The 17326-nt window shown below is 72.8% G+C and carries 16 protein-coding genes; 8 read left to right on the top strand and 8 right to left on the bottom strand.

Translation table 11 applies throughout. From position 1 onward, the window contains the following. Window positions 1-142 precede the first annotated feature (142 nt). The 8 genes from IE108_RS19385 to IE108_RS19350 form a co-directional block, all read right to left on the bottom strand. Window positions 143-613 carry a VOC family protein gene (locus IE108_RS19385; RefSeq protein WP_064729294.1) on the bottom strand — a complete coding sequence of 157 codons (471 nt, stop codon included), beginning with the start codon at window positions 611-613 and terminating at the stop codon, window positions 143-145. Window positions 614-629: 16 nt separating this feature from the next. Further along, window positions 630-1631 carry an EamA family transporter RarD gene (rarD, locus tag IE108_RS19380; protein ID WP_064729295.1) on the bottom strand — a complete coding sequence of 334 codons (1002 nt, stop codon included), beginning with the start codon at window positions 1629-1631 and terminating at the stop codon, window positions 630-632. Between the two features lie 150 nt (window positions 1632-1781). Continuing rightward, window positions 1782-2636 (bottom strand): SDR family oxidoreductase, encoded by an 855-nt coding sequence (locus tag IE108_RS19375; protein WP_064729296.1) that lies wholly within the window; start codon window positions 2634-2636, stop codon window positions 1782-1784. Between the two features lie 183 nt (window positions 2637-2819). After that, entirely contained in the window at window positions 2820-3878 is a 1059-nt protein-coding gene (locus tag IE108_RS19370; RefSeq protein ID WP_064729297.1) for a 2-oxoacid:ferredoxin oxidoreductase subunit beta, read from the bottom strand. Continuing rightward, entirely contained in the window at window positions 3871-5808 is a 1938-nt protein-coding gene (locus IE108_RS19365) for a 2-oxoacid:acceptor oxidoreductase subunit alpha (RefSeq protein ID WP_064729298.1), read from the bottom strand. The genes IE108_RS19370 and IE108_RS19365 overlap by 8 nt, the downstream gene beginning before the upstream one ends. A 283-nt stretch (window positions 5809-6091) precedes the next feature. Further along, window positions 6092-6751: a response regulator transcription factor gene (locus IE108_RS19360; protein ID WP_283015861.1), complete on the bottom strand. Its 660-nt coding sequence runs from the start codon at window positions 6749-6751 to the stop codon at window positions 6092-6094. 286 nt (window positions 6752-7037) lie between these two features. Further along, the gene (locus tag IE108_RS19355; RefSeq protein WP_064729299.1) at window positions 7038-8405 is read right to left on the bottom strand and encodes a sensor histidine kinase; all 1368 of its coding nucleotides are present in this window, start codon (window positions 8403-8405) and stop codon (window positions 7038-7040) included. Between the two features lie 167 nt (window positions 8406-8572). After that, entirely contained in the window at window positions 8573-9832 is a 1260-nt protein-coding gene (locus IE108_RS19350; protein WP_064729300.1) for a sensor histidine kinase, read from the bottom strand. Between the two features lie 198 nt (window positions 9833-10030). On the opposite strand from IE108_RS19350, the gene IE108_RS19345 reads away from it, so the two are divergent. The 8 genes from IE108_RS19345 to IE108_RS19310 are packed head-to-tail and all read left to right on the top strand — an operon-like array spanning window position 10031 to window position 17322. Continuing rightward, the gene (locus IE108_RS19345) at window positions 10031-10471 is read left to right on the top strand and encodes an NADH-quinone oxidoreductase subunit A (protein ID WP_079163629.1); all 441 of its coding nucleotides are present in this window, start codon (window positions 10031-10033) and stop codon (window positions 10469-10471) included. Further along, on the top strand, window positions 10462-11241 hold the full coding sequence (locus IE108_RS19340) for an NADH-quinone oxidoreductase subunit B (RefSeq protein ID WP_064729301.1): 780 nt from the start codon (window positions 10462-10464) through the stop codon (window positions 11239-11241). Before IE108_RS19345 ends, IE108_RS19340 begins: the two co-directional genes overlap by 10 nt. Continuing rightward, the gene (locus IE108_RS19335; RefSeq protein ID WP_064729302.1) at window positions 11238-12644 is read left to right on the top strand and encodes an NADH-quinone oxidoreductase subunit C; all 1407 of its coding nucleotides are present in this window, start codon (window positions 11238-11240) and stop codon (window positions 12642-12644) included. The genes IE108_RS19340 and IE108_RS19335 overlap by 4 nt, the downstream gene beginning before the upstream one ends. Continuing rightward, a complete protein-coding gene (locus tag IE108_RS19330; protein ID WP_064729303.1) occupies window positions 12641-13609 on the top strand; it encodes a complex I subunit 1/NuoH family protein in 969 nt (322 codons plus the stop codon). Before IE108_RS19335 ends, IE108_RS19330 begins: the two co-directional genes overlap by 4 nt. A 2-nt stretch (window positions 13610-13611) precedes the next feature. Next, window positions 13612-14214, top strand: coding sequence for a NuoI/complex I 23 kDa subunit family protein (locus IE108_RS19325; protein WP_064729304.1), 603 nt, complete (start codon window positions 13612-13614; stop codon window positions 14212-14214). Further along, window positions 14211-14939: an NADH-quinone oxidoreductase subunit J family protein gene (locus tag IE108_RS19320; RefSeq protein WP_064729305.1), complete on the top strand. Its 729-nt coding sequence runs from the start codon at window positions 14211-14213 to the stop codon at window positions 14937-14939. The genes IE108_RS19325 and IE108_RS19320 overlap by 4 nt, the downstream gene beginning before the upstream one ends. Continuing rightward, on the top strand, window positions 14939-15331 hold the full coding sequence (nuoK, locus tag IE108_RS19315) for an NADH-quinone oxidoreductase subunit NuoK (RefSeq protein WP_064729306.1): 393 nt from the start codon (window positions 14939-14941) through the stop codon (window positions 15329-15331). The genes IE108_RS19320 and nuoK overlap by 1 nt, the downstream gene beginning before the upstream one ends. Then, a complete protein-coding gene (locus IE108_RS19310) occupies window positions 15328-17322 on the top strand; it encodes an NADH-quinone oxidoreductase subunit 5 family protein (protein ID WP_064729307.1) in 1995 nt (664 codons plus the stop codon). Before nuoK ends, IE108_RS19310 begins: the two co-directional genes overlap by 4 nt. Window positions 17323-17326: the final 4 nt, after the last annotated feature.

Here is a 17326-nt window from a genome sequence, read left to right as displayed (position 1 = left end):
GGAGGGAACTCCACAGTGAATGGGGTGCCTGGATGGTGTGGCCGGGACTGACCGCGCGTCAAGACCGCTATTCGGCCAGGGCGTCGCGGATATCGGAAGCCCCGGGCCGCACGGTGCGCGGCACGGGTGCCGCGGACACGGCCTAGTGGACGCAGAACTCGTTCCCCTCGGGATCCGCCATCACCACCCACTCCCCGCCCTGCTCGCGCACCCGCCGCAGTACGCCCGCGCCCAGCGCCTCCAGCCGGCGCACCTCGTCCTCCCGCTCCCCCTCCCGCGCGTGCACGTCGAGGTGGACCCGGTTCTTGACGGTCTTGGCCTCCGGCACCCGCTGGAAGAGCAGCCGCCGTCCCAGCCCGGCGCCGTTCTCCTCGTCGTAGGGGTCGTCGGGGTGGCGTACGGCCGCCAGGTCGCGCCAGGCGCGGCGGCCGTGGGACTCCAGGGTCAGCTCCTCCGGGACGGCGCCGAGGCCCAGCAGCTTCCCGATGAGCGGGCTGTGGTCCTCCACGTCGTAGTGCAGGGCGGCGGACCAGAACTCCGCCTGCGCGTGCGGGGCGAGTGCGTCGACGACGATCTTGTAGTGCAGGGGGGCGGGGCGCGGTGTCGAGGTCATGGACCAGTCATAGGGGCTACGTCGCCGAGCGGGCAACGGAATCGCCGGACTCCCGCGCCGCGTCGCCGTCCTTGACCGGCGGCACGCCCGCGCCCGTGCGGGCCAGCTGCTCCCGGAGCGCCCGCGCGGTCCGGCGGGCCGTGCGCAGCGCGTCCCAGGTGAGCAGCGACAGCGCCAGCCAGACCAGGGCGAAGCCGGCCCAGCGCTCGGGCGGCATGGCCTCGCCGAAGTAGAAGATGCCGAGGAGGAACTGGAAGACCGGCGCCAGGTACTGCAGCAGCCCGAGGGTGGACAGCGGCACGCGGATCGCGGCCGCGCCGAAGCAGACCAGCGGGACCGCGGTGACCAGGCCGGTCGCGGCCAGCAGGACGGCGTGCCCGGCGCCCTCGGTGGTGAAGGTCGAGTCACCCTGCGCCGACAGCCACAGCACGTAGCCGAGCGCGGGCAGGAACTGGATCGCCGTCTCGGCGGCCAGCGACTCCACGCCGCCGAGGTTGACCTTCTTCTTCACCAGGCCGTAGGTGGCGAAGGAGAAGGCGAGGCACAGGGAGATCCACGGGGGCTGCCCGTAGCCGACGGTGAGCACCACGACGGCGGCGAATCCGGTGCCGACGGCCGCCCACTGGACGGGCCGCAGCCGCTCCTTGAGCAGGAGCACGCCCATCGCGATGGTGACCAGCGGGTTGATGAAGTACCCGAGCGAGGCCTCGACCACGTGGCCGCTGTTCACGGCCCAGATGTAGATGCCCCAGTTCACGGTGATCACTGCGGCGGCCACGGTGACCAGGCCGAGCCGGCGCGGCTGCCGCAGCAGCTCGCCCGCCCAGGACCAGCGCCGTACGAAGAGCAGCGCGACGGCGACGAAGACGAGGGACCACGCCATCCGGTGGGCGAGGATCTCCCCGGCACCGGCCGGCTTGAGCAGCGGCCAGAACAGTGGGACGAGCCCCCACATCCCGTACGCCGCGAAGCCGTTCAGCAGGCCTATGCGCTGCTCGTTCCTGGACGACCCGGCCACGGGCACCTCCTTCTCGCACTCGGCACGCGGGGAGGGGCGTGCCACGAGGAAAGGTAGCGCCGCACCGGTCCGCCTGTCATGCCCGTATCGGCATACGGTCATGACAGGCGGGCGGGGCGTGAGGGGGCCGGGCCGGTTCCCGCTCCGGCCTCAGCCCCTGAGTCCGGCCGCGACCGCCTCGGCGAGCGGTGTGGTCGGGCGGCCGGCCAGCCGGGCGAGGTCACCGGTGGTGACGACCAGCTCGCCCTTCGCGATGGAGACCTCGACGCCCGCGAGGATCGCCGTCAGCGGCGCGGGCAGTCCCGCACCGGCCAGGATTTCGGTGTAGGCCTCGGCGGAGACGGGAGTGTAGGCGATCTCCCGGCCGGTCTGCCGGCTCAGCTCCGCGGCGTACTCGGCGAAGCCCCAGGCCTCGTCCCCGCCCAGCTCGTACGCCTTGTTCTCGTGGCCCTCGCCGGTCAGTACGGCGACCGCGGCGGCCGCGTAGTCGGCGCGGGAGGCCGAGGAGATCCGGCCCTCGCCGGCCGCCTGCACGACGGCGCCGTGCTCCAGGACCGTGGCCAGCCGCTCGGTGTAGTTCTCGTGGTACCAGCCGTTGCGCAGCAGCACGTACGGCACGCCCGAGCCGACGAGGACCTCCTCGGTGGCGCGGTGGTCGTCCGCGAGCGCGGCCTTGAGGCCGCTGGGGGCGCTGGTGTAGGCGAGCAGGGCGACACCGGCGCGCTTCGCCGCGTCGATCACCACCGTGTGCTGCCGGATGCGGCCCTTGTCGAACTCGTTGCCGGAGATCAGCAGCACCCGGTCTCCGGCGGCGAACAGGCCGTCGAAGGTCCCGGGCGCGTTGTAGTCGGCGACGGCCAGCCGTACGCCCTGGCCGGCGAGGTCGGCGGCCCTGTCGCGGTCCCGGACGACGGCGGTGACCTGGTCGGCCGGCACCTTCTCCAGCAGCTGCCGCACGACGTGGCGGCCGAGGTGTCCGGTGGCTCCGGTGACGACGATGCTCATGGGTTCAGTACTCCTTGTGGGGTGCGGTGCGATCCACCATAGGAGCTGCGCTAACCATTGGATAGTGCCCACTTTGAAGTTAGGTACTTACCTTTGGGTTAGCCGTTAGGGGGGCGTGGGCGGGCATGCGGAAGGGGCCCGGGCGTCTGCCCGGGCCCCTTCCGCTCTTCTCGTCTCCGGCGGTCAGCCGACGACCGTCCAGGTGTCGGTGCCCGCGAGCAGCGCGGCGAGGTCGCCCTTGCCGTCGCGTTCGACGGCGGTGTCGAGCTGGTCGGCCATGAGCGTGTCGTAGACCGGCCGTTCCACGGAGCGCAGTACGCCGATCGGGGTGTGGTGCAGGGTGTCGGGGTCGGCGAGCCGGGAGAGGGCGAAGGCCGTGGTCGGGGACGTGGAGTGCGCGTCGTGGACCAGGACGTCCCCCTCGTTGGCCGCGGTGACGGTGACGACCTCCAGGTCACCGGTCGCCGGATCGCGCACCACACCCTTGGCGCCGTCGGCACCGAAGCGGATCGGCTGCCCGTGCTCCAGGCGGATCACCGCCTCCTCGGCCCGCTCCCGGTCCTTGAGTGCCTCGAAGGCGCCGTCGTTGAAGATGTTGCAGTTCTGGTAGATCTCGACCAGCGCCGTACCCGGGTGCTCGGCGGCCTGGCGCAGTACCTCGGTGAGGTGCTTGCGGTCCGAGTCGACGGTGCGGGCGACGAAGGAGGCCTCCGCGCCGATGGCCAGCGACACCGGGTTGAAGGGTGCGTCCAGGGATCCCATCGGCGTCGACTTGGTGATCTTCCCGACCTCGGAGGTGGGGGAGTACTGGCCCTTGGTCAGCCCGTAGATCCGGTTGTTGAACAGCAGGATCTTGAGGTTGACGTTGCGCCGCAGGGCGTGGATGAGGTGGTTGCCGCCGATGGAGAGCGCGTCGCCGTCGCCGGTGACGACCCAGACGGACAGGTCGCGCCGCGAGGAGGCGAGCCCGGTCGCGATGGCGGGGGCGCGGCCGTGGATGGAGTGCATGCCGTACGTGTTCATGTAGTACGGGAAGCGGGAGGAGCAGCCGATGCCGGAGACGAAGACGACGTTCTCCCGCGCCAGGCCGAGCTGCGGCATGAAGCCCTGGACGGCGGCGAGGATCGCGTAGTCGCCGCAGCCGGGGCACCAGCGCACTTCCTGGTCGGACTTGAAGTCCTTCATGGACTGCTTGGCCTCGGCCTTGGGCACGAGCTGGAGCAGCGCGTTGGCGTCAGTCATCGATGGCCTCCTTCAGCGCCGCGGCGAGCTGCTCCGCCTTGAACGGCATGCCGTTGACCTGGTTGTACGAGCGTGCGTCGACCAGGTACTTCGCCCGGATCAGGGTGGCCAGCTGACCGAGGTTCATCTCGGGGACCACCACCTTGTCGTACCGCTTCAGCACCTCGCCCAGGTTGGCCGGGAAGGGGTTGAGGTGGCGCAGGTGGGCCTGCGCGACGGGCACCCCGGCCGTGCGCAGCCGGCGCACCGCGGCGGTGATGGGGCCGTACGTCGAGCCCCAGCCCAGCACCAGGGTCCTCGCGCCGTCCGGGTCGTCGACGGCCAGGTCGGGGACGTCGATGCCGTCGATCTTGGCCTGCCGGGTGCGGACCATGAAGTCGTGGTTGGCCGGGTCGTAGGAGATGTTGCCCGAGCCGTCCTGCTTCTCGATGCCGCCGATCCGGTGCTCCAGGCCGGGCGTGCCGGGCACCGCCCAGGGCCGGGCCAGGGTCTGCGGATCGCGCTTGTACGGCCAGAAGACCTCGGTGCCGTCGTCCAGGGTGTGGTTGGTGCCCTGCGCGAACCGCACCGCCAGGTCCGGCAGCTCGTCCGGATCCGGCACCCGCCAGGGCTCGCTGCCGTTGGCCAGGTAGCCGTCGGACAGCAGGAAGACCGGGGTGCGGTACGTCAGCGCGATCCGCGCCGCCTCCAGCGCCGCGCCGAAGCAGTCCGCCGGGGTGCGCGGGGCGACGACCGGGACCGGCGCCTCGCCGTTGCGCCCGTACATCGACTGGAGCAGGTCGGCCTGCTCCGTCTTGGTCGGCAGCCCGGTCGACGGCCCGCCGCGCTGGATGTCCACGACCAGCAGCGGCAGTTCGAGCGAGACCGCCAGACCGATCGTCTCGCTCTTGAGCGCCACGCCGGGACCCGAGGTGGTGGTGACCGCGAGCGAGCCGCCGAACGCCGCGCCGAGCGCGGCGCCGATCCCGGCGATCTCGTCCTCGGCCTGGAAGGTGCGCACCCCGAAGTTCTTGTGCCGGCTCAGCTCGTGCAGGATGTCCGAGGCCGGCGTGATCGGGTACGAGCCCAGGAACAGCGGCAGGTCCGCCTGCCGGGAGGCGGCGATCAGGCCGTAGGACAGGGCCAGGTTCCCCGAGATGTTGCGGTACACCCCCGGCGGGAACGCCGTCGCCGCCGGCGCCACCTCGTAGGAGACCGCGAAGTCCTCCGTCGTCTCCCCGAAGTTCCAGCCCGCGCGGTAGGCCGCGATGTTGGCGGCGGCGATGTCCGGCTTCTTCGCGAACTTCGCCTTCAGGAACTTCTCCGTGCCCTCGGTGGGCCGGTGGTACATCCAGCTCAGCAGCCCCAGCGCGAACATGTTCTTGCTGCGCTCGGCCTCCTTGCGGCTGAGGTCGAACTCCTTGAGGGCCTCGACGGTCAGCGTCGTCAGCGGCACCGGGTGCAGGTGGTAGCCGTCGAGGGAGCCGTCCTCCAGCGGGGAGGTGTCGTAGCCGACCTTCTGCATGGCACGCCGGGTGAACTCGTCCGTGTTGACGATGATCTCCGCGCCGCGCGGCAGATCGCCGACGTTGGCCTTGAGTGCGGCCGGGTTCATCGCCACCAGCACGTTGGGCGCGTCGCCCGGCGTGAGGATGTCGTGGTCGGCGAAGTGCAGTTGGAAGGACGAGACACCCGGCAGGGTCCCGGCGGGCGCCCGGATCTCGGCCGGGAAGTTCGGCAGCGTCGACAGGTCGTTGCCGAACGACGCGGTCTCCGAGGTGAACCGGTCACCGGTGAGCTGCATCCCGTCGCCCGAGTCGCCGGCGAACCTGATGATCACCCGGTCCAGCCGGCGGACGTCCTTCGTCCCCACCGGTTTGCGCTGCGCTCCTACGACGGTCTCGTCGGTTCCGTCGGCCTGCTCCGCTGGGCTGCTGACCTGGCTGGTCACTGAACTGGACCTCCCTCGAGGCGGCTGTCCGGGGACAGGTCTCCCGCGACCTTCCCAGGATCAACACTACGTCCGCGGATCCTGACTTCCGGTGGAGATTCGCATGATGGACACGACTTCGAGACGGCCCACAGGCCCGTCATTCTGCGGATTTCCCGCTTCCGGGCACCGGGACGGGCACCCCCGGCCCCCGCCCCCGTTTCTCATTCGTCCGGATGAGCCGGACGAGTGGGCGGACCGCCTCCGCTTCGGGGCGCGGCCCCCGGGGCCCGGGTGGCCGGAGTCAGGAATTGAGGTAGGTGAGCACCGCCAGCACCCGCCGGTGGTCGCCGTCGCTCGGGGACAGGCCCAGCTTCATGAAGATGTTGCTGACGTGCTTCTCCACCGCGCCGTCGCTCACCACGAGCTGCCGGGCGATCGCCGAGTTCGTCCGGCCCTCCGCCATGAGTCCCAGCACCTCGCGCTCCCGCGGGGTGAGCCCCGCCAGCACGTCCTGCTTGCGGCTGCGCCCGAGCAACTGCGCGACCACCTCGGGGTCCAGCGCCGTCCCCCCGTCCGCGACGCGCACCACGGCGTCCACGAACTCCCTGACCTCGGCCACCCGGTCCTTGAGCAGGTAGCCCACGCCCCGGCTCGAACCCGCCAGCAGCTCGGTGGCGTAGCGCTCCTCCACGTACTGCGACAGCACCAGGACGCCGAGGCCGGGGTGCGCCTTGCGCAGCAGCACCGACGCCCGCACCCCCTCGTCGGTGTGCGTCGGCGGCATCCGCACGTCCGCCACCACCACGTCCGGCAACTGACCCTGCGCGTCCAGTTCGGTGATGGTCTTGATCAGTGCCTCGCCGTCACCGACCCCGGCGACGACCTCGTGCCCCCGGTCGGTCAGCAACCGGGTCAGCCCCTCCCTGAGCAGCACTGAATCCTCGGCGATGACCACCCGCACCCTGTCCTCCACGATGTTCGGCCCCCCACAGCCCGTCCGCCTCACGGTCCCCGCGGCCCACGCCGCGTCCACGAACCGTTCGTGCGACGGCACCAGCATTCCAGCATCGGAGGCCTGACGCGCCCGGGCAACGGCAGGAGCGGGGCAAGTCCCCGCCGCCGGAGGGGCTTCGGTTCCACAACGGCCGGATCTCGCCCCCGCCGACCGGGCCGCTCGGGTCGGCGGGGGCGCTCGGGGGAGTGCGGGACGGATCCGCCCCGCGTACGTCACCCCGTCATCCGGCCCGCTACCCCGTCACCGGCTCGCTGCGCCAGGGCAGCTCGGCCGTCACCCGCGTCGGGCCGCCGGCCGGGGAGTCCACCACCAGGATCCCGTCCACCGCGTCGAGCCGCTCCGCCAGCCCGGCGAGTCCCGAGCCGGCCGTGGCGTCCGCCCCGCCGACGCCGTTGTCCACGACCTGGATCAGCAGCCGGTTCTCCACCCGCCACACCTCCACCGCGGCCGCCGTGGCCCGCGCGTGCTTGCTGACGTTCTGGAGCAGCTCCGAGACCGTGAAGTACGCGATGCCCTCGATCGCCGACGCCGGCCGCTCCGCGAGGTCGACCTCCACCCGCACCGGCACGGTGCAGCGGGAGGCGACCGAGGAGAGCGCCGCGTCCAGGCCGCGGTCGGTCAGCACGGCCGGGTGGATGCCGCGGGCCAGGTCCCGCAGTTCCTGGAGGGCCGTCTTCACCTCGCCGTGCGCCTCCTCGACCATGACGGCCGCCGCCCGCGGGTCCTCCCGCAGCTTCTCCTTCGCCAGGCCCAGGTCCATCGCCAGGGTGACCAGGCGGGCCTGCGCCCCGTCGTGCAGGTCGCGCTCGATGCGCCGCAGGTCCGCCGCCGCCGTGTCCACCACGACGCCCCGGTCCGACTCCAGCTCCACGACCCGCGTCGCCAGCCGCGACGGCCCCAGCAGCCCGTGCACCATCACCCGGTCCACCGTCGTCAGCGCCCGCACGATCCACGGCGTCGCCAGCGTGAACAGCAGCCCGACCAGCGCGGTCACCGCGATCTCGAACGGGTTGTCCAGGTAGACCCGGTGCGTCTCGTCGCCGTAGAGCTGGAGCCCGTCCTGGCCGGCGTACATCGGAAACACCCAGAACCACAGCGGGTACGTCAGCATCGCCCACCCGACCGCCCAGAAGTTCACGGCGACGACGAACGAGAACACCGCCCACGGGAACTGCAGCAGCGCGTACAGCAGGCTCCGCCAGGAGGCGCCGCTCTTGAGCACGGCCCCCATCCAGCCCATCGCGCCCCGCTTGCGCACCCGCAGCGGCTCCGGGTCGGCCACGTCCAGCCCCAGCAGGGCCCGCGCCCGCGCCCGCTCCATCGCCCCGAAGCCCCGGCATCCGGCGAGCGCCGCCGCCAGCACCGGCACCCCCAGGAACGTCACCAGCAGGCCTGCCCCCAGCGACACCATCGTGACCGCGTACGTGAAGAGCAGGATGCTGATCGGCAGCCCCAGCAGCACATAGCCGAACTCGCGCCAGCCGCGCGCCTCGAACGGCGCCCGCAGACCCGCCGGCACCCGGTGGCGGCGCGCCCCGGTGTCCCCGCGGAATCCGGGCCCGCTCCCGAACCCGTAACCCTGTCCGTAATCCGTGGCCATCGCTGCCGTCCTTCTCCTCGTCCTACGGCTCCGCTGTCGTACCTCCACCCTCCCCGTCGGCGCCCGCCCGGGCCATGGAGCCCGTCGGCGTCCGCAGAGGGGGGTTTTCCCCACCCCGGACAGGCGGGTGCGCGCCCGGGGCGGTCACGGCCGGCCGGGACCGCCCGTCACCGGGTCCCGGTCGTCCGCCGTGCCCGGTCGCCGCCGGACGCTCCGCCCTCCGCGTCCGCCGCGGTGCGGTCGCGCCACGGCAGCTCGGCCGTGACCGCCGTGGGGCCGCCCTCCGGCGAGTCGACGACGAACAGGCCGTCTACCGCCGACAGCCGGTCGGCGAGGCCCTTCATCCCCGTGCCGCCGTCCAGCCGCGCGCCGCCCCGGCCGTCGTCCCCCACCTGGATCAGCAGCCGGTTCTCCACCCGCCACACCTCCACCGAGGCCGACCGCGCCCCGCTGTGCTTGCTGACGTTCTGGAGCAGCTCCGAGACCGTGAAGTAGGCGATGCCCTCGATGGCCGGCGCCGGCCGCTCCGCGAGGTCGACCTCCACCCGCACCGGCACGGTGCAGCGGGAGGCGACCGAGGAGAGCGCCGCGTCCAGGCCGCGGTCGGTCAGCACGGCCGGGTGGATGCCGCGGGCCAGGTCCCGCAGCTCCTGGAGGGCCAGCTTCACCTCGCCGTGCGCCTCGTCGACCATGGCGGCCGCCGCGTCGGGGTCCTCCAGCAGCTTCTCCTTGGCCAGGCCGAGCCCCATGGCCAGGTTCACCAGGCGCGCCTGCGCCCCGTCGTGCAGGTCGCGCTCGATGCGCCGCAGGTCCGCCGCCGCCGTGTCCACCACGATCCCCCGGTCCGACTCCAGCTCGGCGATCCGCCGTTCCAGCTCGTCGGAGGGGGACAGCAGCCCGCGCACCATCGCGCGGTCGGCGTTGGCGAGACCCCGCGCGATGAACGGCAGCACCGGCCACAGCACGAACAGCGACGTCAGCGTGACGGCGAAGGTGAACACGCCCCAGGGCAGCCGCATGAAGGCGTACAGGGCCGTGCGCCAGCCCACCGGATCCTTCAGCGCCATCCACAGACGGGGAAGGAATCCGCCGCCCTCGCGCCGCAACGGCAGCGGACTCGGCTCCTCCACACGCACCCCGAGCAGCGCCCGGGCCCGCGCCCGCTCCAGCTTGCCGAACTCGCGCGCCCCGAGCAGCCCCGCCGCCAGCAGCGGAAGCCCGATCACCGTGACCGTCAGCCCGGCCCCGACGAGCAGCACCGTCGTGACGTAGACGAAACCGGCCAGCGCAGCCGGGAAGTTCGCCAGCAGATGGGCGATCTCCTTCCAGGTGTGCCCGTCGAAGGCGAGGCGGGCCGGCGGCGGACGGTCGCCGGCGGCCCCACCGGTGGTCCCGGCGGGGGTCGGAGTCGCGAGGTGTTCGGTCATACCGATCAGCGTGCCGTGCGCCGCGGTACCGCGCCATGAGGTGGACCGGCCGGGATGTACTGAGGAAAACCCCACCTCGGCACCGCCCCGCGTCTCAACGTCCGACGGGCTGCTTACCGTCTCTTTATCAGGCCCTAGACTCCCGTGCGTACAGATCGTCGAGCAGCAGGCGTTCACGACAGGGAGCGAGGGACGCACGTGCCGGAACCGACCGCCGGTGGCATGGCCGCGGGCGATGTGACCGCCGCCGACCCGGCCTCCGCGCTCGCCGCGGACTACTTCCAGTCGTACTCGGTCGTCGGACTCCTCGCCGTGGTGGGCGTCCTGTTCGTCGCCGTGGCCTTCGGGGCCGGGCGGCTGCTGCGGCCCGTGGTCCCGACGCCCGAGAAGCTGCTGACCTACGAGTGCGGCGTGGACCCCGTCGGCGAGGGCTGGGCCCACACCCAGGTCCGCTACTACGTCTACGCGTTCCTCTACGTCATCTTCGCGGTCGACTCGATCTTCCTCTTCCCCTGGGCGACGGTCTTCGCCGATCCTGGATACGGAGCGACGACCCTCGTGGAGATGTTCGTCTTCCTGGGCTTCCTGGCCGTGGGCCTGCTCTACGCCTACAAGAAGGGCGTCCTGTCGTGGACGTGAACCCCTCCGGACCCGCACCGCTCCCGGAGCCCGTGCCGCTTCCCGAGCCCAAGCGGCTCGGCACCCTCGCGCGCCTGGCTCCCGAGCCGATGAAGGTCGTCCTGAACTGGGGCCGCCGGTACTCCCTGTGGGTCTTCAACTTCGGCCTCGCCTGCTGCGCCATCGAGTTCATCGCCGCGTCGATGGCCCGCCACGACTTCATCCGGCTCGGCGTCATCCCCTTCGCGCCGGGCCCCCGCCAGGCCGACCTGATGGTCGTCTCGGGCACGGTGACCGACAAGATGGCGCCCGCGGTCAAGCGCCTCTACGAGCAGATGCCCGAGCCGAAGTACGTCATCTCCTTCGGCGCCTGCTCCAACTGCGGCGGCCCGTACTGGGACTCCTACTCCGTGACGAAGGGCGTCGACCAGATCATCCCCGTCGACGTCTACGTACCCGGCTGCCCGCCGCGTCCCGAGGCGCTGCTCCAGGGGATCCTCAAGCTCCAGGAGAAGATCGCTCGGGAGTCACTGGGGGAGCGCTACGCCACCTCGGGCCGACCGCCGACGACCGCACTGCGCAGCGGGCTGGTGCGTCCTCCCGCGACGCGGCCGGGGGCGGAGTCCGCTCCGGACGCCGGGTCGGACGCCGGGTCGGACGCCGGTCCGGGCCCGAGCGGGGGGTCGGGATCGGCTGAGGGCTCGGGACCGGTTGCCGGCTCGGGATCGGCCGACGGTTCGGGATCGGCCGACGGTTCGGTGCCGGACTCGGGGACGGAGGACGGCCGATGACGGTGGTCGGCTGGCTGCCCGCCGGCACCGAGGAACTCTTCGGCCCCGACGCCACGGCCGAGGAGTCGTACGACGTCCTGACCGTCGACGTACCGCCCGCGTCCTGGATCCCCGCGCTGGAGACCGCGCGCGACCGCCTCGGCTGTACGTACTTCGACTGGCTGAGCGCGGTCGACGAACCCGGCACGGGCTTCCGCGTCGCGGCACACGTCGTGGCCCTCGCCCCCGTGCGCCGGCTGCTGCTGCGCACGACCGTCCCGCACGAGTCGCCGGTCCTGCCCACCGCCCTCGCGGTGTACGCGGGAGCGGCCTGGCACGAGCGGGAGACCCACGAGATGTTCGGCGTCGTCTTCGAGGACCACCCCGCGCTGGACCACCTGCTCCTGCCGGAGGGCTTCGAGGGCCACCCGCTGCGCAAGGACTTCGTCCTCGCCGCCCGCGTGGCGAAGGCCTGGCCCGGGGCCAAGGAGCCGGGCGAGTCCGATCACGGCGGGCCCCGTCGCCGCCAGATGCTGCCGCCGGGCGTCCCCGACCCCAACGAGTGGGGCCCGCAGAAGGGCCAGCTCCCGCCCGCCCCGGCCCGCCCGGCACGCGGCGCGGGACGTGCGGCCGGGGAACGCCCGGCCCGCGCGGCCGGCGACCGCCCGGTCCGCCGGACCCGCACGGCCGCCGAGGGCTCCGCCGGCCAGCGGGCGGCGGAGGAGCCGCCGAGTCGGACTCCGGCCGACGATGCCGCCGCCGGTGGCGCCGACAAGGGCGTGACGTCACCGGCCCCGCCGCCCTCCCCGGCGCCGCGGCGTATGCGGAGCGCGTCGCAGGGTTCGGCGAGTCAGACCCTGGCGGAGGGCGGCGTGACGCCACCGGCGGATCAGCCATCTCCGGCGACGCCGAGGCGTGCGCGGAGCGCGTCGCAGGGTTCGGCGAGCCAGTGGGCCGACTCCGCGGCGGAGCGCCCGGAGAGCGCCGGGCCGTCGTCCGGCAGGACGCCCGCGCCGGCGCCCCGCAGCTCCGACGCGCCCTGGCACCACGACCGCCCGGCCTTCGACGAACCGCCCGGCAAGCCCACCGAGGACGAGGCCCCGGGGGAGTCCCGGACTCCGGGGGAGCAGACCCAGCCCGCAACGCCTGCGCGGCCCGGTGAGTCGCCGGGGTCCGGTGAGCCTGCGGAGCCCGGTGAGCCCGGTGAGTCCGGTGAGCCTGCGGAGCCCGGTGAGTCGGCGCAGGCCGGTGAGCCTGCGGAGCCTGGTGAGCCCTCTGAGCCCGCGGTGCCGTCCGAAGCTGCGGAATCGGCTGAGCCGCCCAAGGCTCCTGAGCCTGCGGATGCGGCTGAGTCCCCGAAGCCGAAGCCTCACGATCCGCCTGACACCCCCGACACCCCGAACTCCCCAGGAGGCCCGCAGTGAACGACGTGCTCGACGTCACCCTGCGCCTCCTGATCGTGTTCGTCGTCTTCCTCACCTTCCCGCTCATCGTCGGCCAGACCGAGCACAAGGTGATGGCCCACATGCAGGGCCGCCTCGGCCCGATGTACGCGGGCGGCTTCCACGGCTGGGCCCAGCTCGTCGCGGACGGCGTGAAGTTCGCGCAGAAGGAGGACGTGGTCCCCGCCGACGCGGACCGCCGCATCTTCCAGCTCGCCCCCGCCGTAGCCCTGCTGCCCTACCTCCTGGTCCTCCTGGCCATCCCGATCGGCCCGGGGGAGGGCGCGGTCGGCCAGGTCGTCGACGCGGGTGTCTTCTTCGTACTCGCCGTGATGGGCGTGGGCGTCCTCGGCTCGCTCATGGCGGGGTGGTCCTCGGCCAACAAGTTCTCCCTCCTCGGCGGCCTGCGCACCGCCGCGCAGCTCCTCGCGTACGAACTCCCCATGCTGCTCACCGCCGCGTCGGTGGCCATGGCGGCCGGCACCGTCTCGCTCGTCGGCATCCTGGACGCCTTCGAGTGGTGGTGGCTGCCCTGGCAGATCGTCGGCGCGATCGTCTTCTTCGTCGCCGGCCTGGCCGAGCTGCAACGTCCCCCGTTCGACATGCCGGTCGCCGACTCGGAGATCATCTTCGGCGCCTACACCGAGTACACCGGCCTGCGCTTCGCCCTGTTCCTCCTCGCCGAGTACGCCGGGATCGTCGTCCTGTGCGGCCTGACCACCGTCCTCTTCCTGGGCGGCTGGCACGGGCCCTGGGGCGCGGACGGCCTCGGCTGGGTGTGGACCCTGCTGAAGACGGCCCTCCTCGCCTTCGTCGTGATCTGGCTGCGCGTGACCTACCCGCGGCTGCGCGAGGACCAGCTCCAGCGACTCTCCTGGACCCTCCTCGTCCCCCTCTCCCTCGCCCAGATCGCCCTCACCGGCATCGTCAAGGTGGTGATCCGGTAACCATGGCCGCCTCCGTCCCGCCGTCCCGGCCCCGCATCCCCGGCAGCGGCCTGGCCAAGGGCCTCGCCGTCACCCTGCGCACGATGACGAGGAAGACCGTCACCGAGCAGTACCCGGACGCCCAGCCCGAACTTCCGCCCCGCACCCGCGGCGTGATCGGCCTGTTCGAGGAGAACTGCACGGTCTGCATGCTGTGCGCCCGCGAGTGCCCCGACTGGTGCATCTACATCGACTCCCACAAGGAGACGGTCCCGGCGGCGACTCCGGGCGGCCGCGACCGCAGCCGCAACGTCCTCGACCGCTTCGCCATCGACTTCTCCCTGTGCATGTACTGCGGTATCTGCATCGAGGTCTGCCCCTTCGACGCCCTGTTCTGGTCCCCGGAGTTCGAGTACGCCGAGACCGACATCCGCGAACTGACCCACGAACGCGACAAGCTCCGCGAGTGGATGTGGACCGTCCCGGCCCCACCCGCCCTCGACCCCGGCGCCGAGGAACCGAAGGAACTCGCCGCCGCCCGCCGCACCGCCGAGAAGCTGGCCGCCCGGCAGGAGCCGGCCGCCGCCCCCGAGCAGCCGGCACCGGAACAGGAGGGCCGGGAATGACCCTCGCCGCGACCGTCCGCCACCTGTCCGCGGGCCCCGCGACCACGGCAGCCGGGACACACGGCTTCCTCTCGCCGACCGGCGTGGAGATCGCCTTCCTCCTCGTCGGCCTCGTCACCCTCGGCGCCGCCGTCCTCACCGTCACCACCCGGCAGCTCGTCCACGCCGCCCTGTGGCTGGTGGTGGCCCTCGGCGGGCTCGCCGTCGAATACCTCCTGCTCACCGCCGAGTTCATCGCCTGGGTCCAGGTCCTCATCTACGTCGGGGCCGTCGTCGTCCTCATCCTGTTCGGCCTGATGCTCACCAGGGCGCCCATCGGCCGGTCGCCGGACGCCGACTCCGGCAACCGCTGGGCCGCCCTCACCGTTGCCGTGGCCTCCGCGGCGGCCCTGGTGTGGGTCGTCGTGGACGCCTTCCGCGCCACGTGGATCGACCTGGACGGCCCGGCCGCCGGCTCGACCGCCGTCACCGGGGCGAGTCTCTTCCAGCACTGGGTCCTCCCCTTCGAAGCCCTCTCCGTCCTCCTCCTCGCCGCGCTGGTCGGCGCGATCGTCCTGTCCCGCAAGGCCGGTTCACGCCCCGCGCGCGACGCGCCGCCCACGAACGCGCCGCCCACCAACGCGCCGTCCACGGACGCGGCGCCCGCCCGGCAGCCGTCCGCACGGAACGCGCCCGCCCCGAACGCGCCCGCCCCCGACGCGCCCGGCAAGGACGGTGACCGCTGATGCACCTCGCCTATCCCGCCGTCCTCTCCGCCCTCCTCTTCTGCACGGGCCTCTACGGCGTCCTGGCCCGCCGCAACGCGATCCTGGTCCTGATGTCCGTCGAGCTGATGCTCAACGCCGTCAACCTCAACCTCGTCGCCTTCGACGTCTGGCTCAGCCGGGCCGCCGAGGAGACCCTGCACTCCGGCCAGGCCCTCACCCTCTTCACCATCGCCATCGCGGCCGCCGAGATCGGCATCGGCCTGGCGATCGTGCTCGCCGTCCACCGCAATCGCGGCACCGCGGACATCGACCGGCTGCGCGACACCGCCGAGGGCCACGGGCCGGACGGCACCGACAACGACACCGCCGCGACCGGGACGGCCGCCGAGAAGGCTGAGGCCACCGCGTGACCACGACCACCCTCGCCGTACTCGTCCCCCTCCTCCCGTTCCTCGGGGCTGCCGCGGGCCTGCTCCTGGGGCGCGGGGCGCCCGGCTTCGTCCGCCCGCTCGCGGTCCTGCCGACCCTGGCGGCCCTCGTCCTCGCCGTACTGGTCGCCTCCCGCCAGGGCGGCGGCCGGCCCGTCGACGCCGCCACGGAGCTGACGCCCACTGGCTCGGTCCTCATCGAACTCGCCCTGCACATCGACGGCTTCGCCGCCCTCGTCGCCGTCCTGGTCGGCTGCGTCGCCACCTGCGTGCAGATCTACTCGACGGGCTACCTGCGCGACGACCCGCGCTACCCCTCGTACGCCGCTCTCGTCTCCCTGTTCACCTCCGCCATGTTCCTCGTCGTCTACTCGGGCGACCTGATGGTGCTGCTGGTCGGCTGGGAAATCATGGGCATCTGCTCGTACTTCCTGGTCGGCCACTACTGGGAGACCCCCGAGGCGCGCGCCGCCTCCCTCAAGGCCTTCCTGGTGACCAAGCTCGGCGACGTCCCCTTCCTGATCGGCCTGCTGGCGCTGGCCACCGAGGCCGGCTCCTTCCGCATCACGACGATCCTCGGCGCGGTGGCCAACGGCTCGCTCGACCACCCCACGCTCATCGCCCTGCTGCTCCTGGCCGGTGTCGCGGGCAAGTCGGCGCAGTTCCCGCTGCACACCTGGCTCCCCGACGCGATGGCGGGCCCGACGCCCGTCTCCGCGCTGATCCACGCCGCGACGATGGTCGCCGCCGGTGTCTACTTCGTCGCCAGGCTCCTCCCGCTCTTCGAGGCCTCCCGGGCCGCGATGGTCGTCCTCGCCGCCATGGCCGCCGTCACGATGGTCGGTTCGGCGCTCGCCGCGCTCGCCCAGGACGACATCAAACGCGTCCTCGCCTACTCGACGATCGGCCAGCTCGGCTACATGACCGGCGCGCTCGCCGCCGGCGACCGCGGTGCCGCCGTCTTCCACCTCCTCACCCACGGCGCCTTCAAGGCACTGCTGTTCCTCGCGGCCGGCGTGATCATCCACGCGGCCGGCACCAACTCGCTGGCCGCCATGTCCCGCATGCGGGGCCTGCGCGACCGCGTCCCCGACGCCTACTGGACGATGAGCGTGGCGCTGCTCGCCCTCGCCGCCGTCCCTCCCTTCAGCGGCTTCTTCTCCAAGGAGTCCGTCCTCGGCGTCGCGGAGCACGTCGCCACCGGCCACACCGAGCACGCCCCCGGTGCCGCGGGCTGGACGGTCCTGCTCGCCGGGTTGATCACGGCCCTGCTCACCGCCGCGTACGCGACACGCCTGTGGCTGCTGGCCTTCCGCGGTCAGGGCGCCGAGGCCCCCGACCACGGCCGGCAGCCGGTGGTCATGAACGCCGTGCTCTGGGTGCTCGCCGTCCCCTCACTCGCCCTCGGCGGACTGGCCTTCCGCCTCCTTCCCGACTGGTTCGACGGCCGGGACCTCACCCCGACCCTCACCACCTCCGTGCTCGGCACGGGCGTGGCCCTGACCGGCGGCATCGTGACCTACGCGGCCTGGCGGCACACCACCGCCCTCGCGGCCCGGACCCCGCTCGGCGCGGTCGCGGCCCACCCGGAGGGCGACGCCGCGCTGGTGGAGGCCGAGGCGATCGCGACTCACCGGCCCGCCTACGGAAACGTCGCCTCCGCCCCCGACCCCGCGGACCCCGGACGGCTCCTGCTGGGCCCGCTGCACCGGCACGCGGCCGTCGGATTCCACCTGGACGCGGTCTACGAGGCCCTCTTCGTCCGGCCCGTCCAGGCGGGCGCGAGCCTCGTGCGGTTCCTCGACCGCGAGGTCGTCGACACCTACGTACGCGGGGCCGCCGCCCTGCCCCGCTGGCTCGGGGCGGCCGTACGACGAGCCCAGACCGGCAATGTGCAGACCTATGTGAGCGCGCTGCTCGCCGGCACCGTCGTCCTCGCGGTCGCCGCCGTCCTCGTCGCCACGGGAGCGTGAGCAG

Origin of the sequence: Streptomyces parvulus, assembly GCF_014648855.1 — a bacterium.
In the GTDB taxonomy this organism is placed as follows: domain Bacteria; phylum Actinomycetota; class Actinomycetes; order Streptomycetales; family Streptomycetaceae; genus Streptomyces; species Streptomyces parvulus.
The sequence above is the reverse complement of the archived record's forward strand: the minus strand, read 5'-3'. Positions and strand labels throughout refer to the sequence as shown.

Coding starts and splice junctions, on each gene's coding strand:
- IE108_RS19385 (WP_064729294.1), bottom strand. CDS start 613: ATGACCTCGACACCGCGCCCCGCCCCCCTGCACTACAAGATCGTCGTC.
- IE108_RS19375 (WP_064729296.1), bottom strand. CDS start 2,636: ATGAGCATCGTCGTCACCGGAGCCACCGGACACCTCGGCCGCCACGTC.
- IE108_RS19370 (WP_064729297.1), bottom strand. CDS start 3,878: ATGACTGACGCCAACGCGCTGCTCCAGCTCGTGCCCAAGGCCGAGGCC.
- IE108_RS19355 (WP_064729299.1), bottom strand. CDS start 8,405: ATGGCCACGGATTACGGACAGGGTTACGGGTTCGGGAGCGGGCCCGGA.
- IE108_RS19350 (WP_064729300.1), bottom strand. CDS start 9,832: ATGACCGAACACCTCGCGACTCCGACCCCCGCCGGGACCACCGGTGGG.
- IE108_RS19335 (WP_064729302.1), top strand. CDS start 11,238: ATGACGGTGGTCGGCTGGCTGCCCGCCGGCACCGAGGAACTCTTCGGC.
- IE108_RS19325 (WP_064729304.1), top strand. CDS start 13,612: ATGGCCGCCTCCGTCCCGCCGTCCCGGCCCCGCATCCCCGGCAGCGGC.
- IE108_RS19320 (WP_064729305.1), top strand. CDS start 14,211: ATGACCCTCGCCGCGACCGTCCGCCACCTGTCCGCGGGCCCCGCGACC.
- nuoK (WP_064729306.1), top strand. CDS start 14,939: ATGCACCTCGCCTATCCCGCCGTCCTCTCCGCCCTCCTCTTCTGCACG.